This window comes from Mesorhizobium sp. WSM4816 (genome assembly GCF_055811535.1).
In genome coordinates this window covers 96655-113155 of sequence record NZ_JBVVQR010000019.1, presented here as the reverse complement: position 1 = coordinate 113155, position 16501 = coordinate 96655, and the positions used below count along the sequence as shown (strand labels likewise).

Annotated in this window: 15 protein-coding genes; 12 read left to right on the top strand and 3 right to left on the bottom strand. The window is 62.8% G+C overall.

The window, feature by feature from the left end:
* Positions 1 to 206 precede the first annotated feature (206 nt).
* Positions 207 to 440, top strand: a complete 234-nt coding sequence (locus tag AC0L3H_RS20365; RefSeq protein ID WP_473586690.1) for a DUF6429 family protein — start codon at positions 207 to 209, stop codon at positions 438 to 440.
* 181 nt (positions 441 to 621) lie between these two features.
* On the opposite strand, the gene ftsZ is transcribed toward AC0L3H_RS20365, so the two are convergent.
* Both ftsZ and AC0L3H_RS20355 read right to left on the bottom strand, forming a co-directional pair.
* Positions 622 to 1629: a cell division protein FtsZ gene (gene ftsZ / locus AC0L3H_RS20360; protein WP_023797312.1), complete on the bottom strand. Its 1008-nt coding sequence runs from the start codon at positions 1627 to 1629 to the stop codon at positions 622 to 624.
* Between the two features lie 265 nt (positions 1630 to 1894).
* On the bottom strand, positions 1895 to 2680 hold the full coding sequence (locus AC0L3H_RS20355) for an SDR family NAD(P)-dependent oxidoreductase (RefSeq protein ID WP_473586687.1): 786 nt from the start codon (positions 2678 to 2680) through the stop codon (positions 1895 to 1897).
* 75 nt (positions 2681 to 2755) lie between these two features.
* Between AC0L3H_RS20355 and uxuA the strand changes: the two genes are divergently transcribed.
* The 11 genes from uxuA (at position 2756) to AC0L3H_RS20300 (ending at position 15377) form a co-directional block, all read left to right on the top strand.
* Positions 2756 to 3940, top strand: a complete 1185-nt coding sequence (gene uxuA, locus AC0L3H_RS20350) for a mannonate dehydratase (RefSeq protein WP_473586686.1) — start codon at positions 2756 to 2758, stop codon at positions 3938 to 3940.
* Between the two features lie 118 nt (positions 3941 to 4058).
* Positions 4059 to 5207 (top strand): extracellular solute-binding protein, encoded by a 1149-nt coding sequence (locus AC0L3H_RS20345; protein ID WP_473586685.1) that lies wholly within the window; start codon positions 4059 to 4061, stop codon positions 5205 to 5207.
* The gene (locus tag AC0L3H_RS20340; protein ID WP_473510916.1) at positions 5207 to 6058 is read left to right on the top strand and encodes an IclR family transcriptional regulator; all 852 of its coding nucleotides are present in this window, start codon (positions 5207 to 5209) and stop codon (positions 6056 to 6058) included. Before AC0L3H_RS20345 ends, AC0L3H_RS20340 begins: the two co-directional genes overlap by 1 nt.
* A 25-nt stretch (positions 6059 to 6083) precedes the next feature.
* Complete coding sequence (locus AC0L3H_RS20335; protein ID WP_473493376.1) at positions 6084 to 7115, top strand: sugar ABC transporter substrate-binding protein; 1032 nt, start codon at positions 6084 to 6086, stop codon at positions 7113 to 7115.
* Positions 7116 to 7250: 135 nt separating this feature from the next.
* Positions 7251 to 8234, top strand: a complete 984-nt coding sequence (locus tag AC0L3H_RS20330) for an ABC transporter permease (protein ID WP_473493375.1) — start codon at positions 7251 to 7253, stop codon at positions 8232 to 8234.
* Positions 8224 to 9756, top strand: coding sequence for a sugar ABC transporter ATP-binding protein (locus AC0L3H_RS20325; RefSeq protein ID WP_473586684.1), 1533 nt, complete (start codon positions 8224 to 8226; stop codon positions 9754 to 9756). The genes AC0L3H_RS20330 and AC0L3H_RS20325 overlap by 11 nt, the downstream gene beginning before the upstream one ends.
* Positions 9757 to 9819: 63 nt before the next feature.
* Entirely contained in the window at positions 9820 to 10815 is a 996-nt protein-coding gene (locus AC0L3H_RS20320) for an ABC transporter permease (protein ID WP_473493373.1), read from the top strand.
* A gap of 1 nt (position 10816) precedes the next feature.
* Positions 10817 to 11602 carry an SDR family NAD(P)-dependent oxidoreductase gene (locus tag AC0L3H_RS20315; RefSeq protein WP_473586683.1) on the top strand — a complete coding sequence of 262 codons (786 nt, stop codon included), beginning with the start codon at positions 10817 to 10819 and terminating at the stop codon, positions 11600 to 11602.
* 21 nt (positions 11603 to 11623) lie between these two features.
* The gene (locus AC0L3H_RS20310) at positions 11624 to 12829 is read left to right on the top strand and encodes a CaiB/BaiF CoA transferase family protein (protein ID WP_473586682.1); all 1206 of its coding nucleotides are present in this window, start codon (positions 11624 to 11626) and stop codon (positions 12827 to 12829) included.
* 2 nt (positions 12830 to 12831) lie between these two features.
* Positions 12832 to 13614 (top strand): enoyl-CoA hydratase/isomerase family protein, encoded by a 783-nt coding sequence (locus AC0L3H_RS20305; RefSeq protein ID WP_473586681.1) that lies wholly within the window; start codon positions 12832 to 12834, stop codon positions 13612 to 13614.
* Positions 13611 to 15377: a CoA-transferase gene (locus AC0L3H_RS20300; protein WP_473586680.1), complete on the top strand. Its 1767-nt coding sequence runs from the start codon at positions 13611 to 13613 to the stop codon at positions 15375 to 15377. Before AC0L3H_RS20305 ends, AC0L3H_RS20300 begins: the two co-directional genes overlap by 4 nt.
* Positions 15378 to 15424: 47 nt before the next feature.
* Here the strand turns inward: AC0L3H_RS20300 and AC0L3H_RS20295 are convergent, their stop codons facing one another.
* Positions 15425 to 16318 carry a sugar phosphate isomerase/epimerase family protein gene (locus AC0L3H_RS20295; RefSeq protein ID WP_473586679.1) on the bottom strand — a complete coding sequence of 298 codons (894 nt, stop codon included), beginning with the start codon at positions 16316 to 16318 and terminating at the stop codon, positions 15425 to 15427.
* Between the last annotated feature and the right edge of the window lie 183 nt (positions 16319 to 16501).

Below are 16501 nucleotides of genomic sequence, written 5' to 3'. Positions count from 1 at the left end.
CGGGGTGGAGCAGCCCGGTAGCTCGTCAGGCTCATAACCTGAAGGTCACAGGTTCAAATCCTGTCCCCGCAACCAAATATCAAAACGGCCCGCATCACGCGGGCCGTTTTGCGTTTGCAGCCTGGCGCGGCCAGTTTGATCCTCATCGAGTTACCCGACGGTGTGGGTCTCGGCAGGCGCCGTTTTCCCGTGTTAAACTGCTTGGCATGGAGATGGACACCGACAAGATCGACAATGCCGTTCGCGGGCTGCTTTGGCTAACGCTACATGAAGAGAGGCGCGCCTGGAAGGGATTGGATTGGGATGCTCTGGATCGCTTGCACCAGAAGGGACTGATCGCCAATCCGGCAAACAAGGCGAAGTCGGTGGTTCTGACAGATGAGGGCCTGCGACGGGCTGAGGAATTGTTCCGCACCCTGTTCACGCGGCCGGCGCCATGAGCGCTGGCTGGCGTTCCAATTCGACAGCAAGAGTCGCGCAGGCAAAACCGACAACCTGCTCGGCAGGCTTATCCCGCAACAATTAGGGTTGGGCGTTCCGCCCGATTACCGTCTGGCGGCGGTGTCCGGTGCGTCGGACCTTCAGTCGAAACCTGCCGTGGTGCTGCCATAAGAGCGTCGCTCAATTCACACGGTTTTCCAACCCCACCGTCAGCGGAATCTCAAGCCCCCGCCGCAATCCCGTCGCAACCACCGACACCCTGAATTTTCCTGCGAGCGCCTTGTCGAAAATGGCGCCGACGATGATGTCGGCATCGGCGTCGACCTCCTCGCGGATGCGCGTGGCGGCTTCGTCGACCTCGAACAGCGTCATGTCAGTGCCGCCCGATATCGAGACAAGGACGCCCTTGGCGCCCATCATCGAGGCTTCGTCGAGAAGCGGGTTTGCGATCGCCGCTTCGGCTGCCTTCCTGGCGCGGTCCTCGCCGGTGGCTTCGCCGGTCCCCATCATCGCGCGACCCATATCGCGCATCACCGACTTCACATCGGCAAAGTCGAGATTGATCAGGCCTTCCTTGACGATGAGATCGGTGATGCAGCCGACGCCGGCGTAGAGTACGCGGTCCGCCATGGCGAAAGCGTCCGCGAACGTCGTCTTGGCATCGGCGATCCTGAAGAGGTTCTGGTTCGGTATGACGATGACGGTATCGGCGCTTTCGCGCAGCCGCTCGATGCCCTCATTGGCGGCATGCATGCGGCGGTTTCCTTCGAAGACGAACGGCTTGGTGACGACGGCCACGGTCAGTATTCCTGCGTTGCGCGCGGCCTGCGCTATGACCGGTGCTGCACCGGTTCCAGTTCCGCCTCCCATGCCTGCGGTCACGAAACACATATGCGTTCCCGCAAGATGGTCCATGATTTCGTCGATAGATTCCACGGCCGCGGCATGGCCGACCTCGGGCAGGGATCCTGCACCAAGGCCTTCCGTGACGTGCGCTCCCAATTGGATCAGCCGCGTTGCCTTCGACATGGTGAGCGCCTGGGCATCGGTGTTGGCAACGATGAACTCGGTGCCCTGCAAGCCTTCGGCGATCATGTTGTTGATGGCGTTGCCGCCACCGCCGCCAACCCCGATGACGGATATTTTGGGCCTCATCTCCGAGATTGTCGGCCTCGTTGCAGTGTTCATTTGCCGTCTCTCCCCTTGAATGCGCAAGCGCAGCGGTCGGTGGAAGGCTTGTTCCCGGCGCGCTGCAAAGATTTTTGACAGTGCGCGAATCAGGACAGCCCAGCGTAACCAAGGGAATCAGACGGTTGAACCGGCTGCAAGTGCAGTATTCGCGCTCGCGCATGTTATGCGCTATTGGTTCGCCCCGTCGGTGCTTCGTGTGGCGGCTGACCGAAAATCGTCCGATGACAACGTCTCCCGTAAAGCCGAGACCGATCTTCCCGTTCTACTTCACGCCGATGCCGGCAGTCAGGCCGCCATCGATCCTGTAGTCCGCGCCGGTGCAGAACCCGGCTTTCGATGAACACAGAAAGGCGATGAGTTCCGCCACTTCCTCCGGCTCGCCGATGCGCCCGATGGGGTGCGCTTCGCCGAAGCGCTTGTAGGCGGCCTCGACATCGGCGTCGGTGCCGTTTTCGCCGCGCGCCGCCTTTTCCAGGATCGGGGTGCGGATCGAGCCCGGGCTGACGGAATTGACGCGAATGCCGGAGCGCGCGTGGTCGAGCGCCAGAGCGCGCGTCAATGTGTGGATGGCGCCCTTGGTCGTGGCATAGGCGGCGACGTTCTGCTGGCTGGCGAAACCTTGCACCGAAGCCACGTTGACGATGGCGCCGCCGCCTCGCCTGATCATTTCCGGAATACCGAAATGCGCGGTCAGGTAGATCGAGCCGACATTGACGGACATCGCCCGGTTCCAGATGTCGAAATCGGTGCTAACAGCGGTGCCATACGGATGGACCGCCGCGGAATTGACGATGATATCGAGGCCGCCGAACCGTTCAACACCGGCTGCGACCGCGTCGCGGACCTGATCCGGCACGGAGACGTCGACGGCCACGACCAGCGCCTCGGCGCCGGAGCTGCCCAGTTCCGCTCTCATCGCCGTGTTGGCCGCGCGGTCGATGCCGCAGGCGATGATCGCCGCCCCGCCCGCCGCAAGACGTCTGGCGGTTGCCAGGCCGATCCCGGTCGTCCCCGTCACCAGAGCGATCTTGCCGTCGAAATCCTTCATTGCGCAAACTCCTTTAATTTGACTTCCATTGTGGCCCAACAATACGGTTCCGTTTTATCGCAAAGGAAAGCCTCGATGGAACAAAGCTGGCGCTGGTATGGCCCTGACGACCCGGTGACGCTCGATCATGTCAAGCAGGCCGGAGCCACGGGCGTCGTATCCGCCCTGCATAATATCTATGACGGCCGCGCCTGGCCTTTGACGGACGTTTTGGAGCGCAAGCGGGTCATCGAGGCCGAAGGGCTGACCTGGTCGGTTGTGGAGAGCATTCCTGTCCACAATTCGATCAAGATCGGCTCGGCGGAACGGCTTCGCTATGTCGGCTGGTACAAGGACACGATCCGTGCGCTCGCCAAGGCTGGCATTGCGACGATCTGCTATAACTTCATGCCGGTGGTCGACTGGACCCGCACCGACCTTGCCTATCGGCTTCCAACGACGGGCTACGCACTGCGGTTCGATGCGATCGATTTTGCCGCCTACGACCTGTTCGTCCTGAAGCGCAGGAATGCCGAATTCGGCTACAGCGCGGCACGTATCGCGGAAGCGGAATCGCGACTGAAGGAATTGAGCGAAGAGCATATCGACAGGATCGAGCGCAATCTCATTGCCGGCCTGCCGGCAACCGAGCGCAGCTACAACCGGGATAGTTTTCGTGAGGCATTGGCGGAATATGACTCGATCGGGCCGAAGGAGCTGCGCGACAATCTTGCCTGGTTTTTGCGCGAGATCATTCCGGTGGCCGAGCATGAGGGGGTGCGCATGTGCATCCATCCCGACGACCCGCCATTCTCGCTCTATGGCCTGCCACGGATCGTTTCGACCGCCGAGGACGCGCGTTTCATCCTGAACGCCGTCGACAGCCCGGCCAACGGCCTGACATTCTGCACCGGCTCTTACGGTACGCGCGCAGACAACGACATTGTCGGCATGGTCAAGGAGTTCGCCGACCGGATCCATTTCGTCCATCTGCGCAATGTAACCATCGAGGATGACGGCTCCTTCCATGAAGCCGAGCATCTGGAGGGCGGCACCGACATGGCGCATGTCATCCTCGCTTTGATGCAGGAAGAGACGCGCCGCCGAAGGGAAGGTCGCGCTGATTGGCGGATTCCCATGCGACCCGATCATGGCCATCTGCTCGCCGACGATATCGGCAAGACCAAGATCAACCCCGGCTATTCTTTGATCGGCCGCCTGAAAGGCCTGGCCGAGCTGCGTGGCATCATGCGCACCGTGGAACGTTTTGAGCTGGCCTGAGGATCGCAACCGGAAGCCCTAAGCGGTTTTCTTATGTGAAAATATCTTGCCCAGGTAAAAATACCTGCTAGTAATCCCGGATATGGCTCTCGCCCGGTTCAGGGAGGTTTTTGCAGGAATGACAAGGCTGCGCGGTCTGGCGTGGGATCATCGACGCTGCTGGGGACCGCTCGACGCCAGCATCGAGACGTATTGCGCCAACAATCCCGCTCTGAAAATCGAATGGGACCGCCGCAGCCTCTACGAATTCGGCGAGGGCGTGCTTGGTCCGGTGCTCGGCGCCTATGATCTGATCGTATTCGACCATCCCTTCATCGGCGACATTGCCGACGGCGAACTGATGGTGCCGTTCGACGGCTATCTCTCGGCGGAACAGCGCAGCTTGTTCGAGCGCGACTCGGTCGGCGCGTCCTGGCGATCCTACGCAAGAAACGGCCGTCAGTGGGCACTGCCGATCGATGCCGCCTGCCAGATCGCTTCATATCGCCCGGATCTCCTGGAGCGCTACGCAACAGTGCCCACTACCCAGGAAGAGGTGCTGGAACTTGGCCGGCGCGCGCGCAAGGACGGCAAGTGGCTTGGCCTGCCGTTCGTGTCGACCGACGCCATGTGCCTGCTCTTGACGCTCGGCCATCCGCAGGAAAACGGCGAGGAGTTCATTGCAAGGGAGAAGGTCGAGCAGGCTGTCGCGCAGTTGCGCCAGCTTGCCGAGCTGTCGCATCCGAATTCGTCGAAATGGAATCCGATCCGCTGCTATGACCACATGATCGCGCATGACGATGTGGTCTATGTGCCGTTCGCCTTCGGCTATGTGAACTATGCCTCGAAAGCCGACCGGCCGTATCTGCGTTGCGCCGACGTGCCGACCCCGCGATCCGCCGGCGCCTTGCTCGGTGGTGCCGGCATCGGGGTCAGCGCCCAGTCGAAACACAAACAGGCCGCCATCGACTACGCGCTTTTTCTGTGCTCGCCCGGCTACCAGCGCGGCGACTACGTGAAAGCAGGCGGACAGTCGGGATCGCTGGCGGCTTGGAAGGACGCCGACGTCAACGATTTTTCCGGCAATTTCTTCAGTTCGACGCTGGCGACGATCGAAGCGTCCTACCTGCGCCCGACACATCCAGGCTTCATCGCCTTTTTCCGCGAATGCGCGCCGCATGCGGCCGCTGCCATCGCCGGCGACATGCCCGCGACGGAGCTCGCGGACCGGCTGAACCGCCTTTACCGCGAGACCAGGCAAACCCAGCCGGAACGGAGCGTCGCATAATGGCCGCCGACATAGCCCAGATCGTCGATGAAGGCGAAAGCAGCCGCAACGGATATCGGGTGCCGGCAGTGGAAAAGGCGCTCGATGTCTTGGAGTTCATGGCGTCCAGCGCCGAGCCGCTGACCCAGACCGAAATCGCTGCCGGCCTGGGACGCTCCATCCACGAGATATACCGCATCCTGCTTCTGCTGGAGAAGCGCGGCTACATCTTCCGGACGCAATCCGATCGCTTCCGGCTTTCGCTAAAGCTGTTCGAGCTGGCGCATATGCATCCGCCGGTAAACCGGCTGGTCGAATGCGCGCTGCCGGTGATGCGCGAGCTCTCGGCCAATACCGATCAAAGCTGTCATCTGGTCGTTCGCGAAGGCGAGAGCGCGCTGGTGGTGCTGCAGATCGATTCGCCTTTGCCGATGCGCTACTCGGTCGCGCTCGGCTCACATTTCCCGATCCTTGAAACGAGCTCCGGCGCGGTGCTGCTCGCGCATTCGAACCGCGCCGAGCGTGACCGCATCGTCGAGCGGATCGTCGCTGCCGGCGAAGGGCAGGGCACGCGGGCCGAAATCGAAGCGCGGCTGAACGAAGTCGCAGGGCTCGGCTACGAGATGCGCGCCTCGCTGGCCGTCGAGGCCTGCACCAATGTCTCGATGCCGGTGCGCGATCACACCGGTGCGGTCATTGCCGCGCTGACCATACCATTCCTGCCGCAGAAAGCCGCGCGCTTCGATCGCGAGACCGTCTTCGAACGGGCGAAGGCGGCCGCCGAGACGATATCGGCGGCGTTAGGCGCGGGTGAAGCCATCGCCTCCTCACGTGCGGACCCGGAACGGCGGGACTATCCGTTCAGCAACTAACAAGACGATAAATAGGGAGAAGAAGATGAACTGGTCCAAGTCAATCCTGTTTGCTTCGGCGGCCGTGCTGGCTCTGAGCGCCGCTGCCGCGCAGGCCGAAAACATGCCGAAGCGCATCGGCTACGTCACCAACTACGCCACCCATGAGTGGTATCAGAACGTCATCAAGGGCATGCAGGCCCGTGCCAAGGAACTCGGCATCGAGCTTGAGGTGCAGGACGCCAATCTCGATATCGCCAAGCAGGTTTCTGCCGCGGAAGACTTCATGGCCAAGGGCGTCGACGTGCTGATCGTCACGCCCGTCAATGAGGAGGGCGTCGTGCCGCTGCTGCGCCAGGCGAAGTCCAATGACGTCCCGGTCGTTCTGGAAGGCAATCCGGTCAAGGGCATGACGACGATGGTCGCGATCTGCGACTATGATACCGGATACACGGCCGGCGTCGAAGCAGGCAAATACGCCAAGGAAAAGCTCGGCGGCAAAGCCCAGGTGATGAATGTCGGCCTGCCGCTCCTGTCGGCGACCGTCCTGCGCTCGCAAGGCTTCATGGATGGCCTCAAGACCATCATCCCCGACGCGGTCATGGTCCACGACCTCGACGGCGGCGGCAATCCCGACCGCGCGCTCGAAGTGTCCTCGGCGGCACTGGCCAAGAATGCCGACATCAACATCATCTATGGCATCAACGATTCCTCTTCGCTGGGCGGCCTGCAGGCCTGGAAAGCGGCCGGCAAGTCGCAGGACAATTTGTTGACAGTCGGCACGGGTGGCGAAGGCCTTGCCTTCATCAATGCCATACAGAACGAGCCATCCTACCGTATCGAAGCCGCGATGTTCCCGGAAAAGGAAGGCTACACCGCTATCGATGCCGCAGTGAAGCTGTTCAACGGCGAAGAGGTGCCCGAGCACATCGTCAGCCCGACCGCGCCTATGAAAGGCGACGACTGGAAGAAGTACTACGATTATGACGGCACTGTCCGGACGATCAAATGGGACGCCGTCAATGCGCTCCAGCCGCCGGAAAAGTGCATGAAAACCTCCGCCGATCTGAAGAAGTAAGAATTTCGGGTGCCCTTCCCGCACGGCGGGAAGGGCAGGGATCGGATGCCGACGGCAAACAGGTTAATCGCCCGGTTTCGGGCCTGCAGGTTTCCATATGGCGGCGGCGCCGACGCCGCCCGGAATGAATGGAAAATGAGCGAGCTTACGCAATCTTCCGCGCCAAGGCGTTTCATCGTCGGCCAGCTATTGGGCAGCAGCCAGCTCGTGTTAGGCGTGATTCTGGCCATGCTCTGCATCGCCATCTCGATGGTGGCGCCACAGTTCTATTCCGAGGCCAATATCATTGCCATCCTGCGCCAATGCGCGCTGGTGCTGATCGTTGCCTCGGGCATGACCATGCTGATCATCACCGCCGAAGTCGATCTCTCGGTCGGGGCGTCGCTCGCCTTTGTCGGCTGTATCGGCATGGCAGTGCTGAATTCGACGCACAATCTCGCACTCGGCATGTTGGCAGCACTCGCCTTTGCCGGTGGGGTCGGCCTGTTCAATGGACTGGTTGTCACCAGGCTCAAGGTGAACTCGCTGATCGCCACCATCGGCACGATGATGATGCTGCAGGGCGGCGTCTATCTGTTCACCCGCGAGGCCGTGCAGAACCACCATCGGCTTATCTCCTTCACTGATCTGGGTGCCGGCTATATCGGCGCGATCCCGTTGCCCGTCGTCATCGCGGTAGTCATCTTCGCCATTGCAGCCGTGACGCTGCGCTTCACCACGCTTGGCCGTTACCTCTATGCGGTCGGCGCCAATGAGCGAGCGGTTCGACTTTCCGGAGTGCGCTCGGAACGCCTGAAACTGTTTGCCTTCGTCGTCACCGGCCTGTGCGTCGGGGTTGCCGGCATGATCCTGTCGTCGCTGATGAATGCGGGCCAGCCAACCGCCGGACGTGGCTTCGAGCTGACGGTGATCGCCGCCGTCATCCTCGGCGGCACCAGCCTGCTCGGCGGGCGCGGCTCGCTGTTCGGCACGCTGCTTGGCGTTCTGGTGCTGAAGGTCATCGACAACGGCATCATCATTCTCGGCTGGAACCAGGATCTGCAGATGGTGGTGCCCGGCGTGGTGATCATTCTGGCGAGCTATCTCGACATCATCCGGAACAGAGCCAATGTCGGTTGATTTCCTTCACCCCAGCGAAGGCGCGGCCGTCGACACAGGCGTGCCGGCGCTCGAGATGCGCGGCATCGACAAGCGCTTTCCGGGCGTGGTGGCGCTGGACAATGTCGACCTCACGCTGGAGCCCGGCAAGATCCACGCCTTGATGGGCGAGAACGGTGCCGGCAAGTCGACGCTCATCAAGATCATGGCCGGGGTCTACGGCAAGGATGCCGGCACGATCCGCATGCGCGGCCGCGAGCTCGACATCAAGTCGCCGCGCGACAGCCTGAAAGAGGGCATCAAGGTGGTATTCCAGGAGATCGCGCTGATCTCCGAGTTCACCGTCGCCGAGAATATCTTCCTCGAAGGCTATCCGACCGGCAAAGGCGGCTCGATCGACTGGCGAAAGATCCGCGCGGATTCCGCCGCGCTGTTCAACCGCATCGGTTTTAACGTCGACCCGGCGGCGCGGACGGGATCGCTGCCGGTCAGCCAGCAGCAGATGGTCGAGATCGCCCGCGCACTCGCCCACCAGGCCCGCGTCGTGGTGATGGACGAGCCGACGTCGTCGCTGACACCGAATGAGATTTCGCTGCTATTCACCGTCATCCGTCGGCTGGCCGCACTCGGCATTGCGGTGCTCTATGTCAGCCACAAGCTCGACGAGGTTTTCGAGATCGCCGACACGGTCACTGTTCTGCGCGACGGCCGGCACGTCTCGACCAGGCCAATCGGTGATCACACCAACGACACGCTGATCCAGGACATGATCGGCCGGCGCATTGAAAGCCTGTTTCCCCGCAAGCGCGGCGCGCCGGGCAGCAAGGTCGCCCTTTCCGTGCAAGGGCTCAGCACGGCGAAGAAGCTGAAGGACGTGTCCTTCGAAGCGCATGCCGGCGAAGTCCTCGGCTTCTTCGGCTTGATGGGGGCTGGGCGAACCGAGCTCGCCAAGGCGATCGTCGGCTTTGATCCGGTCACCTCCGGCACGATTTCCGTCGACGGTCATCGCTTGATGCCGCATGACACGCATACCGGCGTCCGGCTCGGCATCGGCCTGCTTACCGAGGACCGCAAGAGCGAAGGGCTGATGGGCGATTTGCCGGTTTACCAGAATGCCAGCCTCGCCTCGCTCGGCGCCTTCGCCAGCATGGGCTTCATCGACAAGGCCAGGGAACGCAAGGCGGTTCAAGACTATGTCGACCGTTTCCGCATCAGGACGCCCAGCTTGTTCCAGCAGGTGAAGAACCTGTCCGGCGGCAATCAGCAGAAGGTGCTGATCTCGCGCTGGCTGATGCGGGGCCTCAAGGTGATCGTCGTCGACGAGCCGACCCGTGGTATAGATGTCGGCGCCAAGTCGGAGATCTTCGCGCTCATCGACCGGCTCGCCGGCGAAGGCCTGGCGGTCGTCATGATGACGTCGGAAATGCCCGAGCTGCTGGGACTTGCCGACCGCGTCGCGGTGATGTGCGAAGGCCGGCTCACCGCGATCATGTCCCGCGACGACGCCACGCAGGAGAAAATCCTCAATGCAGCGATCGGATAAGACCATGTCGCCTCGCGGCAGCATTCCCTGTCATTCGGCCGACGCCTTCGAAGGGAGCAAGCGATGAGCCTGGCAAGCACCGATACGATGAAAGCCGGGCCGTCCATGCTGGCGCGGCTTTTGGCGCGGCAGGAGTTGGCGCTGCTCCTCTGCCTCATCCTGGTGATCGCGTTCTTTTCCTTTACCGCCGAGAATTTCTTCTCCGTGCGCAACATCACCAATGTGCTCGGCCAGGCTTCGCTGGCGCTCACCGCCGGCATCGGCTGCGCCATCGTCTTCATCTCCGGCGAGGTCGACATTTCGTTCGGGTCGCTGCTGGCGACCATCGCCCTGCCGCTGATCATCATCATGAACGACACCAACTCACTTGCGCTCGGCATCAGCGGCGCGCTGCTGTTCGGGCTGATCATCGGTGTGGTGAATGGCTATCTCACCGCCTATGCCGGCATCAACTCGCTGATCGTGACGCTCGGCACAATGTTCATCATGCGCGGTGGCGTGTATCTTTATACCGGCCAGCGCGCGATCCCCGACGATGCCGCTCTCGACAGCTTCATCGCGCTGTCGGATGGCCGCCTGTTCAATGTCGTTCCCTATTCGGCGGTGATTGCGATCGTCCTGCTCGTCGCCTTCGCCTACATGATGCAGCACCGGCCGTTTGGACGGCAGATCTATGCCGTCGGCGGCAATCCGGAAGTGGCACGCCTCGCCGGCTATGATGTGCGCCGCGTCAAGTTCATCTGCTTCGTCATCAGCGCGCTGCTGGCGACGGTTGCCGGCATCATCCTGGCGGCCCGCGTCGGCTCGGCGCAGCATACGGCGGGACTGAATTTCGAGTTCCAGGTCGTTGCCGCCACCGTGCTCGGCGGGGTGAGTCTTGCTGGCGGCATCGGCAGCCTGACCGGCATGGCGCTCGGCGTGCTGATCCTGCAGTTCCTGTCCAACGGACTGCGCGGCCTCGGCCTGCCGACCGAATGGCAGCTGGTCATCACCGGCATGATCATCATCGCCGCGGTCGCTTTCGACGAAGCGAAGCGCCGGCGCATCATTGGAGGCTGACATGGATCGTCTCAAGGGGAAAACCGCCGTCATAACGGGCGCCGCCGACGGCATCGGCCATGCGATTGCAGAGGCGATGGCAAGGGAGGGTGCGCATGTCTTCCTGAGCGACATTGCCGACGAGAGGGGTGAACATTTCGCGGCGGAACTGCGCGCGGCCGGCCACGATGCCGACTATTTGCATTGCGACGTGTCGAAGGAGGCCGACATCGCCAATGTCATCGCCACGGCCGTCGGCAAGACCGGCCATCTCGACGTCGTGGTCAACAACGCCGCCATCGCCATCGGCGGCATGCCGGTCCACGAGATGACCGAAGAGCAGTGGCACCGCCTGATCGCGGTCAACCTGACCAGCGTCTTCCGCGGCTGCAAATACGCGTTGCCGCACATGATCGCGCAGAAATCGGGCTCGATCATCAACATGGCCTCCGCACAAGGGCATGTCGGGCTCGACGGCTGGACCGCCTATGCCGGCGCCAAGGGCGCGGTGATGGCGATGACACGCCAGATGGCGGTCGAATTCGGCCCGCTCAACATCCGCGTCAACTCGATCTCGCCAGGCACCATCAACACGCCGATGAACGACAGGCTGGTCAGGGAGATCGGCGGCAATCTCGCCAAGGCCTGGGTGAAGATGCATCCGCTCGGCCGCATCGGCGAGCCTTCCGAAGTGGCCGAAGCCGCCGTCTATCTCGCCTCGGACGCTGCCGGCTTCACCACCGGTACCGACCTGCGCGTCGACGGCGGGCTCACCGCCGCGCCACGCTATGTTCCCGATCTGCTTTGAAGACACGAAACGAGAAATGATATGAACAAGGCCCTCGAAGGCGTCCGCATTCTTGATTTCAGCCATCTGCTGCAGGGGCCGTTCGCCACCCAGCTGCTCGGCGACATGGGCGCCGACGTCATCAAGATCGAGCGCGCCGGCGCCGGCGACATGTTCCGCAGCATGACCTTCTTCGCCAAATGGGTCGGCGGTTCCGAGAGCCCGAACTTCCTCGCCTGGAACCGCAACAAGCGCTCCATCGCGCTCAATTTGAAGAGCCGCAAGGTGCATGCGATCATCATGGAGATGGCGAAGGCGGCCGACGTCGTGGTGCAGAATTTTCGCCCCGGCGTACTGGCCAAGCTTGGCTACGGTTACGAGGACTTCAAGGCAGTCAATCCCGGCATCATCTATTGCTCGGGCTCCGGCTATGGCGAGGAGGGCCCCTATGTCGAGCGTCCCGGCCAGGACATGCTGATCCAGGGGCTGTCGGGGCTGATTTCCAACACCGGCCGCGGCGACCAGGCTCCCGTTCCGGCGGGTGCTGGTCTCGCCGACCAGATCGGCGCGATGAACATGGTCTACGGCATATTGTCGGCGCTCTACTATCGCGAGAAAACCGGCAAGGGCCAGAAGATCGAGGTCAATCTGCTGGCCGGCCTGCTCGCGCATCTCAACCAGGAATATGTCGCCGTGCTCAATCTCGGCGAAGATTTCGTGCGCCCGAATTCCGGTATCGGCCATCCCGGCATGCAGGCGCCGTTCGGCATCTACGAAACCAGGGACGGCGGCTATTTGTCGATCGCCATGAGCCCGTTCAAGACGCTGTATGAGACGTTGGAGGCGCCGCAGCTTGCCGTCTATGACGATCTGAAGACCCTGTTCGACAAGCGCGACGAGGCGTTCGAGAAGGTCAACGCCGAGACCAGGAAGTTTTCCACGCAGGATCTGCTGGCACGGCTGCTCGCAGTCGACATCTGGTGCGCCGAGGTGAAGGATATCCGCCGCGCGGCCGAGGATCCGCAGGTCAAGCACATGGGCATGATCACCAGCTACGATCATCCGCGCGGCGGCAAGGTCAGGGTGGTGGCCCCTGCAGTCACGATGAGCGTGACGCCGGCAACCATCGAACGGCCGGCGCCATTGGTCGGCCAGCATGGTCGCGAAATCCTGACCGAGTTCGGCGTCTCCAAGGATGAGATCGCCGCGCTGGAGGCGTCCGGCGACATGACCGTGGACGCTGCCTGACGATGCCCGCCTACCAGACACTCACGGTCGATACCTCGGGCCGCGTCGCCGTCGTCACTTTCAGGCGCGCCGACCGACTCAATGCCATGAACCGGCTGATGCAAGGCGAGATCACCGGCGCCTTCGAGGCGCTGTCCGGGGATGACGGCGTCAGTGCGATCGTGGTGACCGGCGAGGGGCGCGGCTTCATGGCCGGCGCCGACATCAAGGAATATGCGGGCCAGACGGCTGCCGAGTTCGACGCCTTCCAGGCCGCCGGCACGCGGATGTATGCGGCGATCGAGAACAACCGCAAGCCGGTGATCGCCGCGGTCAACGGCTTCGCGCTGGGCGGCGGCATGGAGTTGGTGCTGTGTTGCGACATCGTGGTCGCCAGCCAGTTCGCGAAATTCGGCCTGCCGGAGATCAAGCTCGGGCTGATCCCCGGCGGCGGCGGCACACAGCGCAGCGTCCAGAAACTCGGCCGCAACCGCGCCAATCTCCTGCTGATGACCGGAGCCATCGTGCCGGCTTCCGAATTGATCGAGGCCGGACTGGTCAACGAGGTCGTCGACGCCGAAAGGCTGATGCCGCGGGCGCTGGAACTGGCCGAAATGATCGCCGCAGAACCGGCTGCTGCAATCGAAGGACTGAAAGTGCTGACGGCGCATGCGGTGTCTGGCGCCCTGGCCGACGGTCTTGCCATGGAGCGCGACATTCTGGGCGGGCTTTATCGCAGCGAGACCGGCCGGCAGCGGGTTAAGGCGTTTGCCGAGAAAAGCGCTGCGGCGAAGGCTGCGCGATGATATCCCTGGTCAAATCAAACCGGCCCCGCTTCACCGATGTCGAGGGGCTGGCCGCGATGGTCGGAGGCGGCGACGTCTTTGGCGTCGGTGGCCACCATTTCGCCCGGCTGCCGATCGCCTTGCTGCGCGCCATCGCCGGCTCGGGCGTCAAGGATTTGCGCTACGTCTGCTGGGCCGGCGGGCTGCCGCTCGAACTGCTTCTCGAAGCGGATGCGGTAGCGGAAATCGACCTCTGCTTTTCCAGCCTGGATATTTTCGGCCTTCCGCCGCGGTTCCGCGCGGCTGCCGAGACGAATGCCGTGCCGGTTCGCGATTGGACGGCGCTGGCGATGATCCAGGCGTTGCGGGCGGCGCAGCAAAACCTGCCGTCGATGCCGTTCCAGCTTCCGTTGGGCTCGGACATGCTGGCGCGCGTGCCTTGCGCGATCTCTGCGCCCGATCCCATTGCCAGCACCGAGACCGGGTTCATCCCGCCGCTGCGGCTCGATACGTTCGTCGTCCACGCCCAGCGCGCCGACGAGAGCGGCAATGTCCAGATCATCGGGCCAAGGGCGCTCGACTTCGCCATGGCCGGCGCGGCGCGGCAGGTGCTGGTCACGGTCGATGAAATCGTCCCGGTCGGCGCGCTGCGGCATGATGGGCGCCAGAGCATTCTCACCCGCAATCAGGTCTCGGCCATAGCGCTGGCGCCGGGCGGCGCCTATCCGGCCTCGTGCCTGCCGTTCTATGTGACCGATTATCAAGCGTTGTCGGGGGCGTTCGGGGCCAGGGAAACACCTTTGGCGGACACTCTGCGCCTGCCTTCCGAAGGCGTGCCGGAGCCGGTTCAAAAAGCTGCGAAAGTCCGAGCTGAAACGGCCCTCGCAATGCCCGCGCTTGTGCACGGCGAAAAGAAGGCGTCCATCGACGAGATCATCGCCGCCCGCATCGCCGCCGAACTCGACAATGAGAGCTTTGCCAGCGCCGGCGCGGTGTCGCCGCTGGCCAACGTCGCCTACCGGCTGGCAAAGGCGACGCACGCGCCGGACATGATCATCGCGACGATGAGTTGCGGCCATCTCGATATCGCGCCTAGCCCAATGATCCTGTCGCTGATCGAAAGCCTCGATTGTGAGACGGCGGTGGCGCATGTCGGTGGCGACGACACCTATTCGACCTACTATCAGGCCGGTGCGGTGACGCATGAGATCGTCGGCGCCGCGCAGGTCGATCGACGCGGCCGTGTCAACACCATTGCGCTGCGCAAGCGCGACGGCGGCCTCATCCGGCTGCCAGGGCAGGGCGGCATGGCCGACGTCGCCAACATGCATCGCGACTATTTGCTCTACGTTCCCCGCCATTCGGTGCAGTCGCTGGTAGAGGACGTCGAGATCGCTAGTTCGGCGCGCGGCTTGCTCACCCGGAATGAACGCGAGCCGATGGGCTATCGGACCGGTGAGGCGCTGGTGTTCACCGATCTTTGTGTGTTTCGGCTCGACCGATCGACCCGGGAATTGATCGTCATCGAAACCATGCCTGATATCGCGCAGCAGCAGATCCGTGATGCCACCGGCTTTCCGGTGACATTCGATGCCGACTGCCGGGAGATCCCGCTCCCTTCGGATGCTACGCTCGCCATCCTGCGAAACAGGATCGATCCCCTCGGTCTGCGCCGCCTGGAATTCGTCAGTGCCAAGGAACGTGGTGGGCTGATCGCCGAGATTCTCGCGGCCGATCGCATCATGCTCGAGCGCTGCATCGCGGCGCAGACCGCAGGAGGCTGAGTAGCGCCACGCCCCGATCGTTCCCGATCGATCAATGTCGGGTGGCCCTAAGGCTGATGGCTTGACGCAACAAGCTCGGCCTTGCGCCGCGCCGTCTCCAGCCCGATGGCGATGAAGCGGCGCGCATGCCGGGCCAGCTCCGTATTGTCGGTCCACAGATTGCGCCAGATGGCGGTTTTCTTCGACAGGTTCTCGTCGACGATCTCCGACGAGAAGGATTCGAAGCTGAGGTCGTCGCCATAGCCGATTGCGGTCAGCGCATCGAAGATCGCGGCAAAGTCGATGTTGCCGGTGCCGAGGAAGCCGCGATGGCTCTCGCCGATATGGACATAGCCGATCTTTTTGGCGGCGTGGCGGATGGCCAACCCGACATCGGCCTCCTCGATGTTCATATGGAACGTGTCGAGATGCAGAAAAATGTTGTCGGAACCGGTGTCCTCGATGAAGGCCAACCCTTGCGCGGCGGTGTTGAGCAGATTGCTCTCGAAGCGGTTGACGATTTCGAGGTTGAGCGTGACGCCGGCGGCCTTGGCGGTCTCCGCGACCTTGGCAAGCGTGGCGGCACTGCGGTTCCATTGATCGCGCGTCGGCGCCTCAGTCTGCAATCCATGGCTGGTGCTGAGGATGCCGGCGACCTTCCGGCCGCCGAGATCGCGGGTGAGCGCGATCGTGTCATTGAGGACTTCGACGCCGTGCGCGGCAATCGCCTTGTCGGCGCTTGAAATGTCGCCGTCGGGCGGCAGCCCGATGCTGATCGCCACGCCGAGATCGAGGTCGGCGATGCGCTTGGCCAGCCCGCCAACATCGACATTGGCAGGGTCAAGATAGGAGAATTCGATCAGGTCGAAGCCCGCCTCCCTGGTGTTGGCCAGCGTCCGTTCGAGGTCGTCTTGCGCCGAGCTCGCCGACCAGGCGAAAGAATGGATTCCAATGCGCGACATGATCGTCTCCTGCTGCTCGAGAGCATCGGACCCAAGAAGTGGGAACCGGTTTTGCGAATAATCCGACGCTCAAAACAAAAAATTGGTGGGGGCGGGGACCCCCCCCCCCCCCCCCTGGGGGGGGTTATGAATCGGGGCCCCGGACCCCCCCGATATTAGATTAGGGTGTAAGACGGGGAAAAA

Bases quoted from the DNA above. Each gene is read 5' to 3' on its own strand.
- AC0L3H_RS20325 (WP_473586684.1), top strand. From the start codon at position 8,224: ATGTCGGTTGATTTCCTTCACCCCAGCGAAGGCGCGGCCGTCGACACA.
- AC0L3H_RS20300 (WP_473586680.1), top strand. From the start codon at position 13,611: ATGATATCCCTGGTCAAATCAAACCGGCCCCGCTTCACCGATGTCGAG.
- AC0L3H_RS20340 (WP_473510916.1), top strand. From the start codon at position 5,207: ATGGCCGCCGACATAGCCCAGATCGTCGATGAAGGCGAAAGCAGCCGC.
- AC0L3H_RS20295 (WP_473586679.1), bottom strand. From the start codon at position 16,318: ATGTCGCGCATTGGAATCCATTCTTTCGCCTGGTCGGCGAGCTCGGCG.
- AC0L3H_RS20310 (WP_473586682.1), top strand. From the start codon at position 11,624: ATGAACAAGGCCCTCGAAGGCGTCCGCATTCTTGATTTCAGCCATCTG.
- AC0L3H_RS20330 (WP_473493375.1), top strand. From the start codon at position 7,251: ATGAGCGAGCTTACGCAATCTTCCGCGCCAAGGCGTTTCATCGTCGGC.
- AC0L3H_RS20355 (WP_473586687.1), bottom strand. From the start codon at position 2,680: ATGAAGGATTTCGACGGCAAGATCGCTCTGGTGACGGGGACGACCGGG.
- ftsZ (WP_023797312.1), bottom strand. From the start codon at position 1,629: ATGAACACTGCAACGAGGCCGACAATCTCGGAGATGAGGCCCAAAATA.
- AC0L3H_RS20345 (WP_473586685.1), top strand. From the start codon at position 4,059: ATGACAAGGCTGCGCGGTCTGGCGTGGGATCATCGACGCTGCTGGGGA.
- AC0L3H_RS20315 (WP_473586683.1), top strand. From the start codon at position 10,817: ATGGATCGTCTCAAGGGGAAAACCGCCGTCATAACGGGCGCCGCCGAC.
- AC0L3H_RS20320 (WP_473493373.1), top strand. From the start codon at position 9,820: ATGAGCCTGGCAAGCACCGATACGATGAAAGCCGGGCCGTCCATGCTG.
- AC0L3H_RS20365 (WP_473586690.1), top strand. From the start codon at position 207: ATGGAGATGGACACCGACAAGATCGACAATGCCGTTCGCGGGCTGCTT.
- AC0L3H_RS20335 (WP_473493376.1), top strand. From the start codon at position 6,084: ATGAACTGGTCCAAGTCAATCCTGTTTGCTTCGGCGGCCGTGCTGGCT.
- AC0L3H_RS20305 (WP_473586681.1), top strand. From the start codon at position 12,832: ATGCCCGCCTACCAGACACTCACGGTCGATACCTCGGGCCGCGTCGCC.
- uxuA (WP_473586686.1), top strand. From the start codon at position 2,756: ATGGAACAAAGCTGGCGCTGGTATGGCCCTGACGACCCGGTGACGCTC.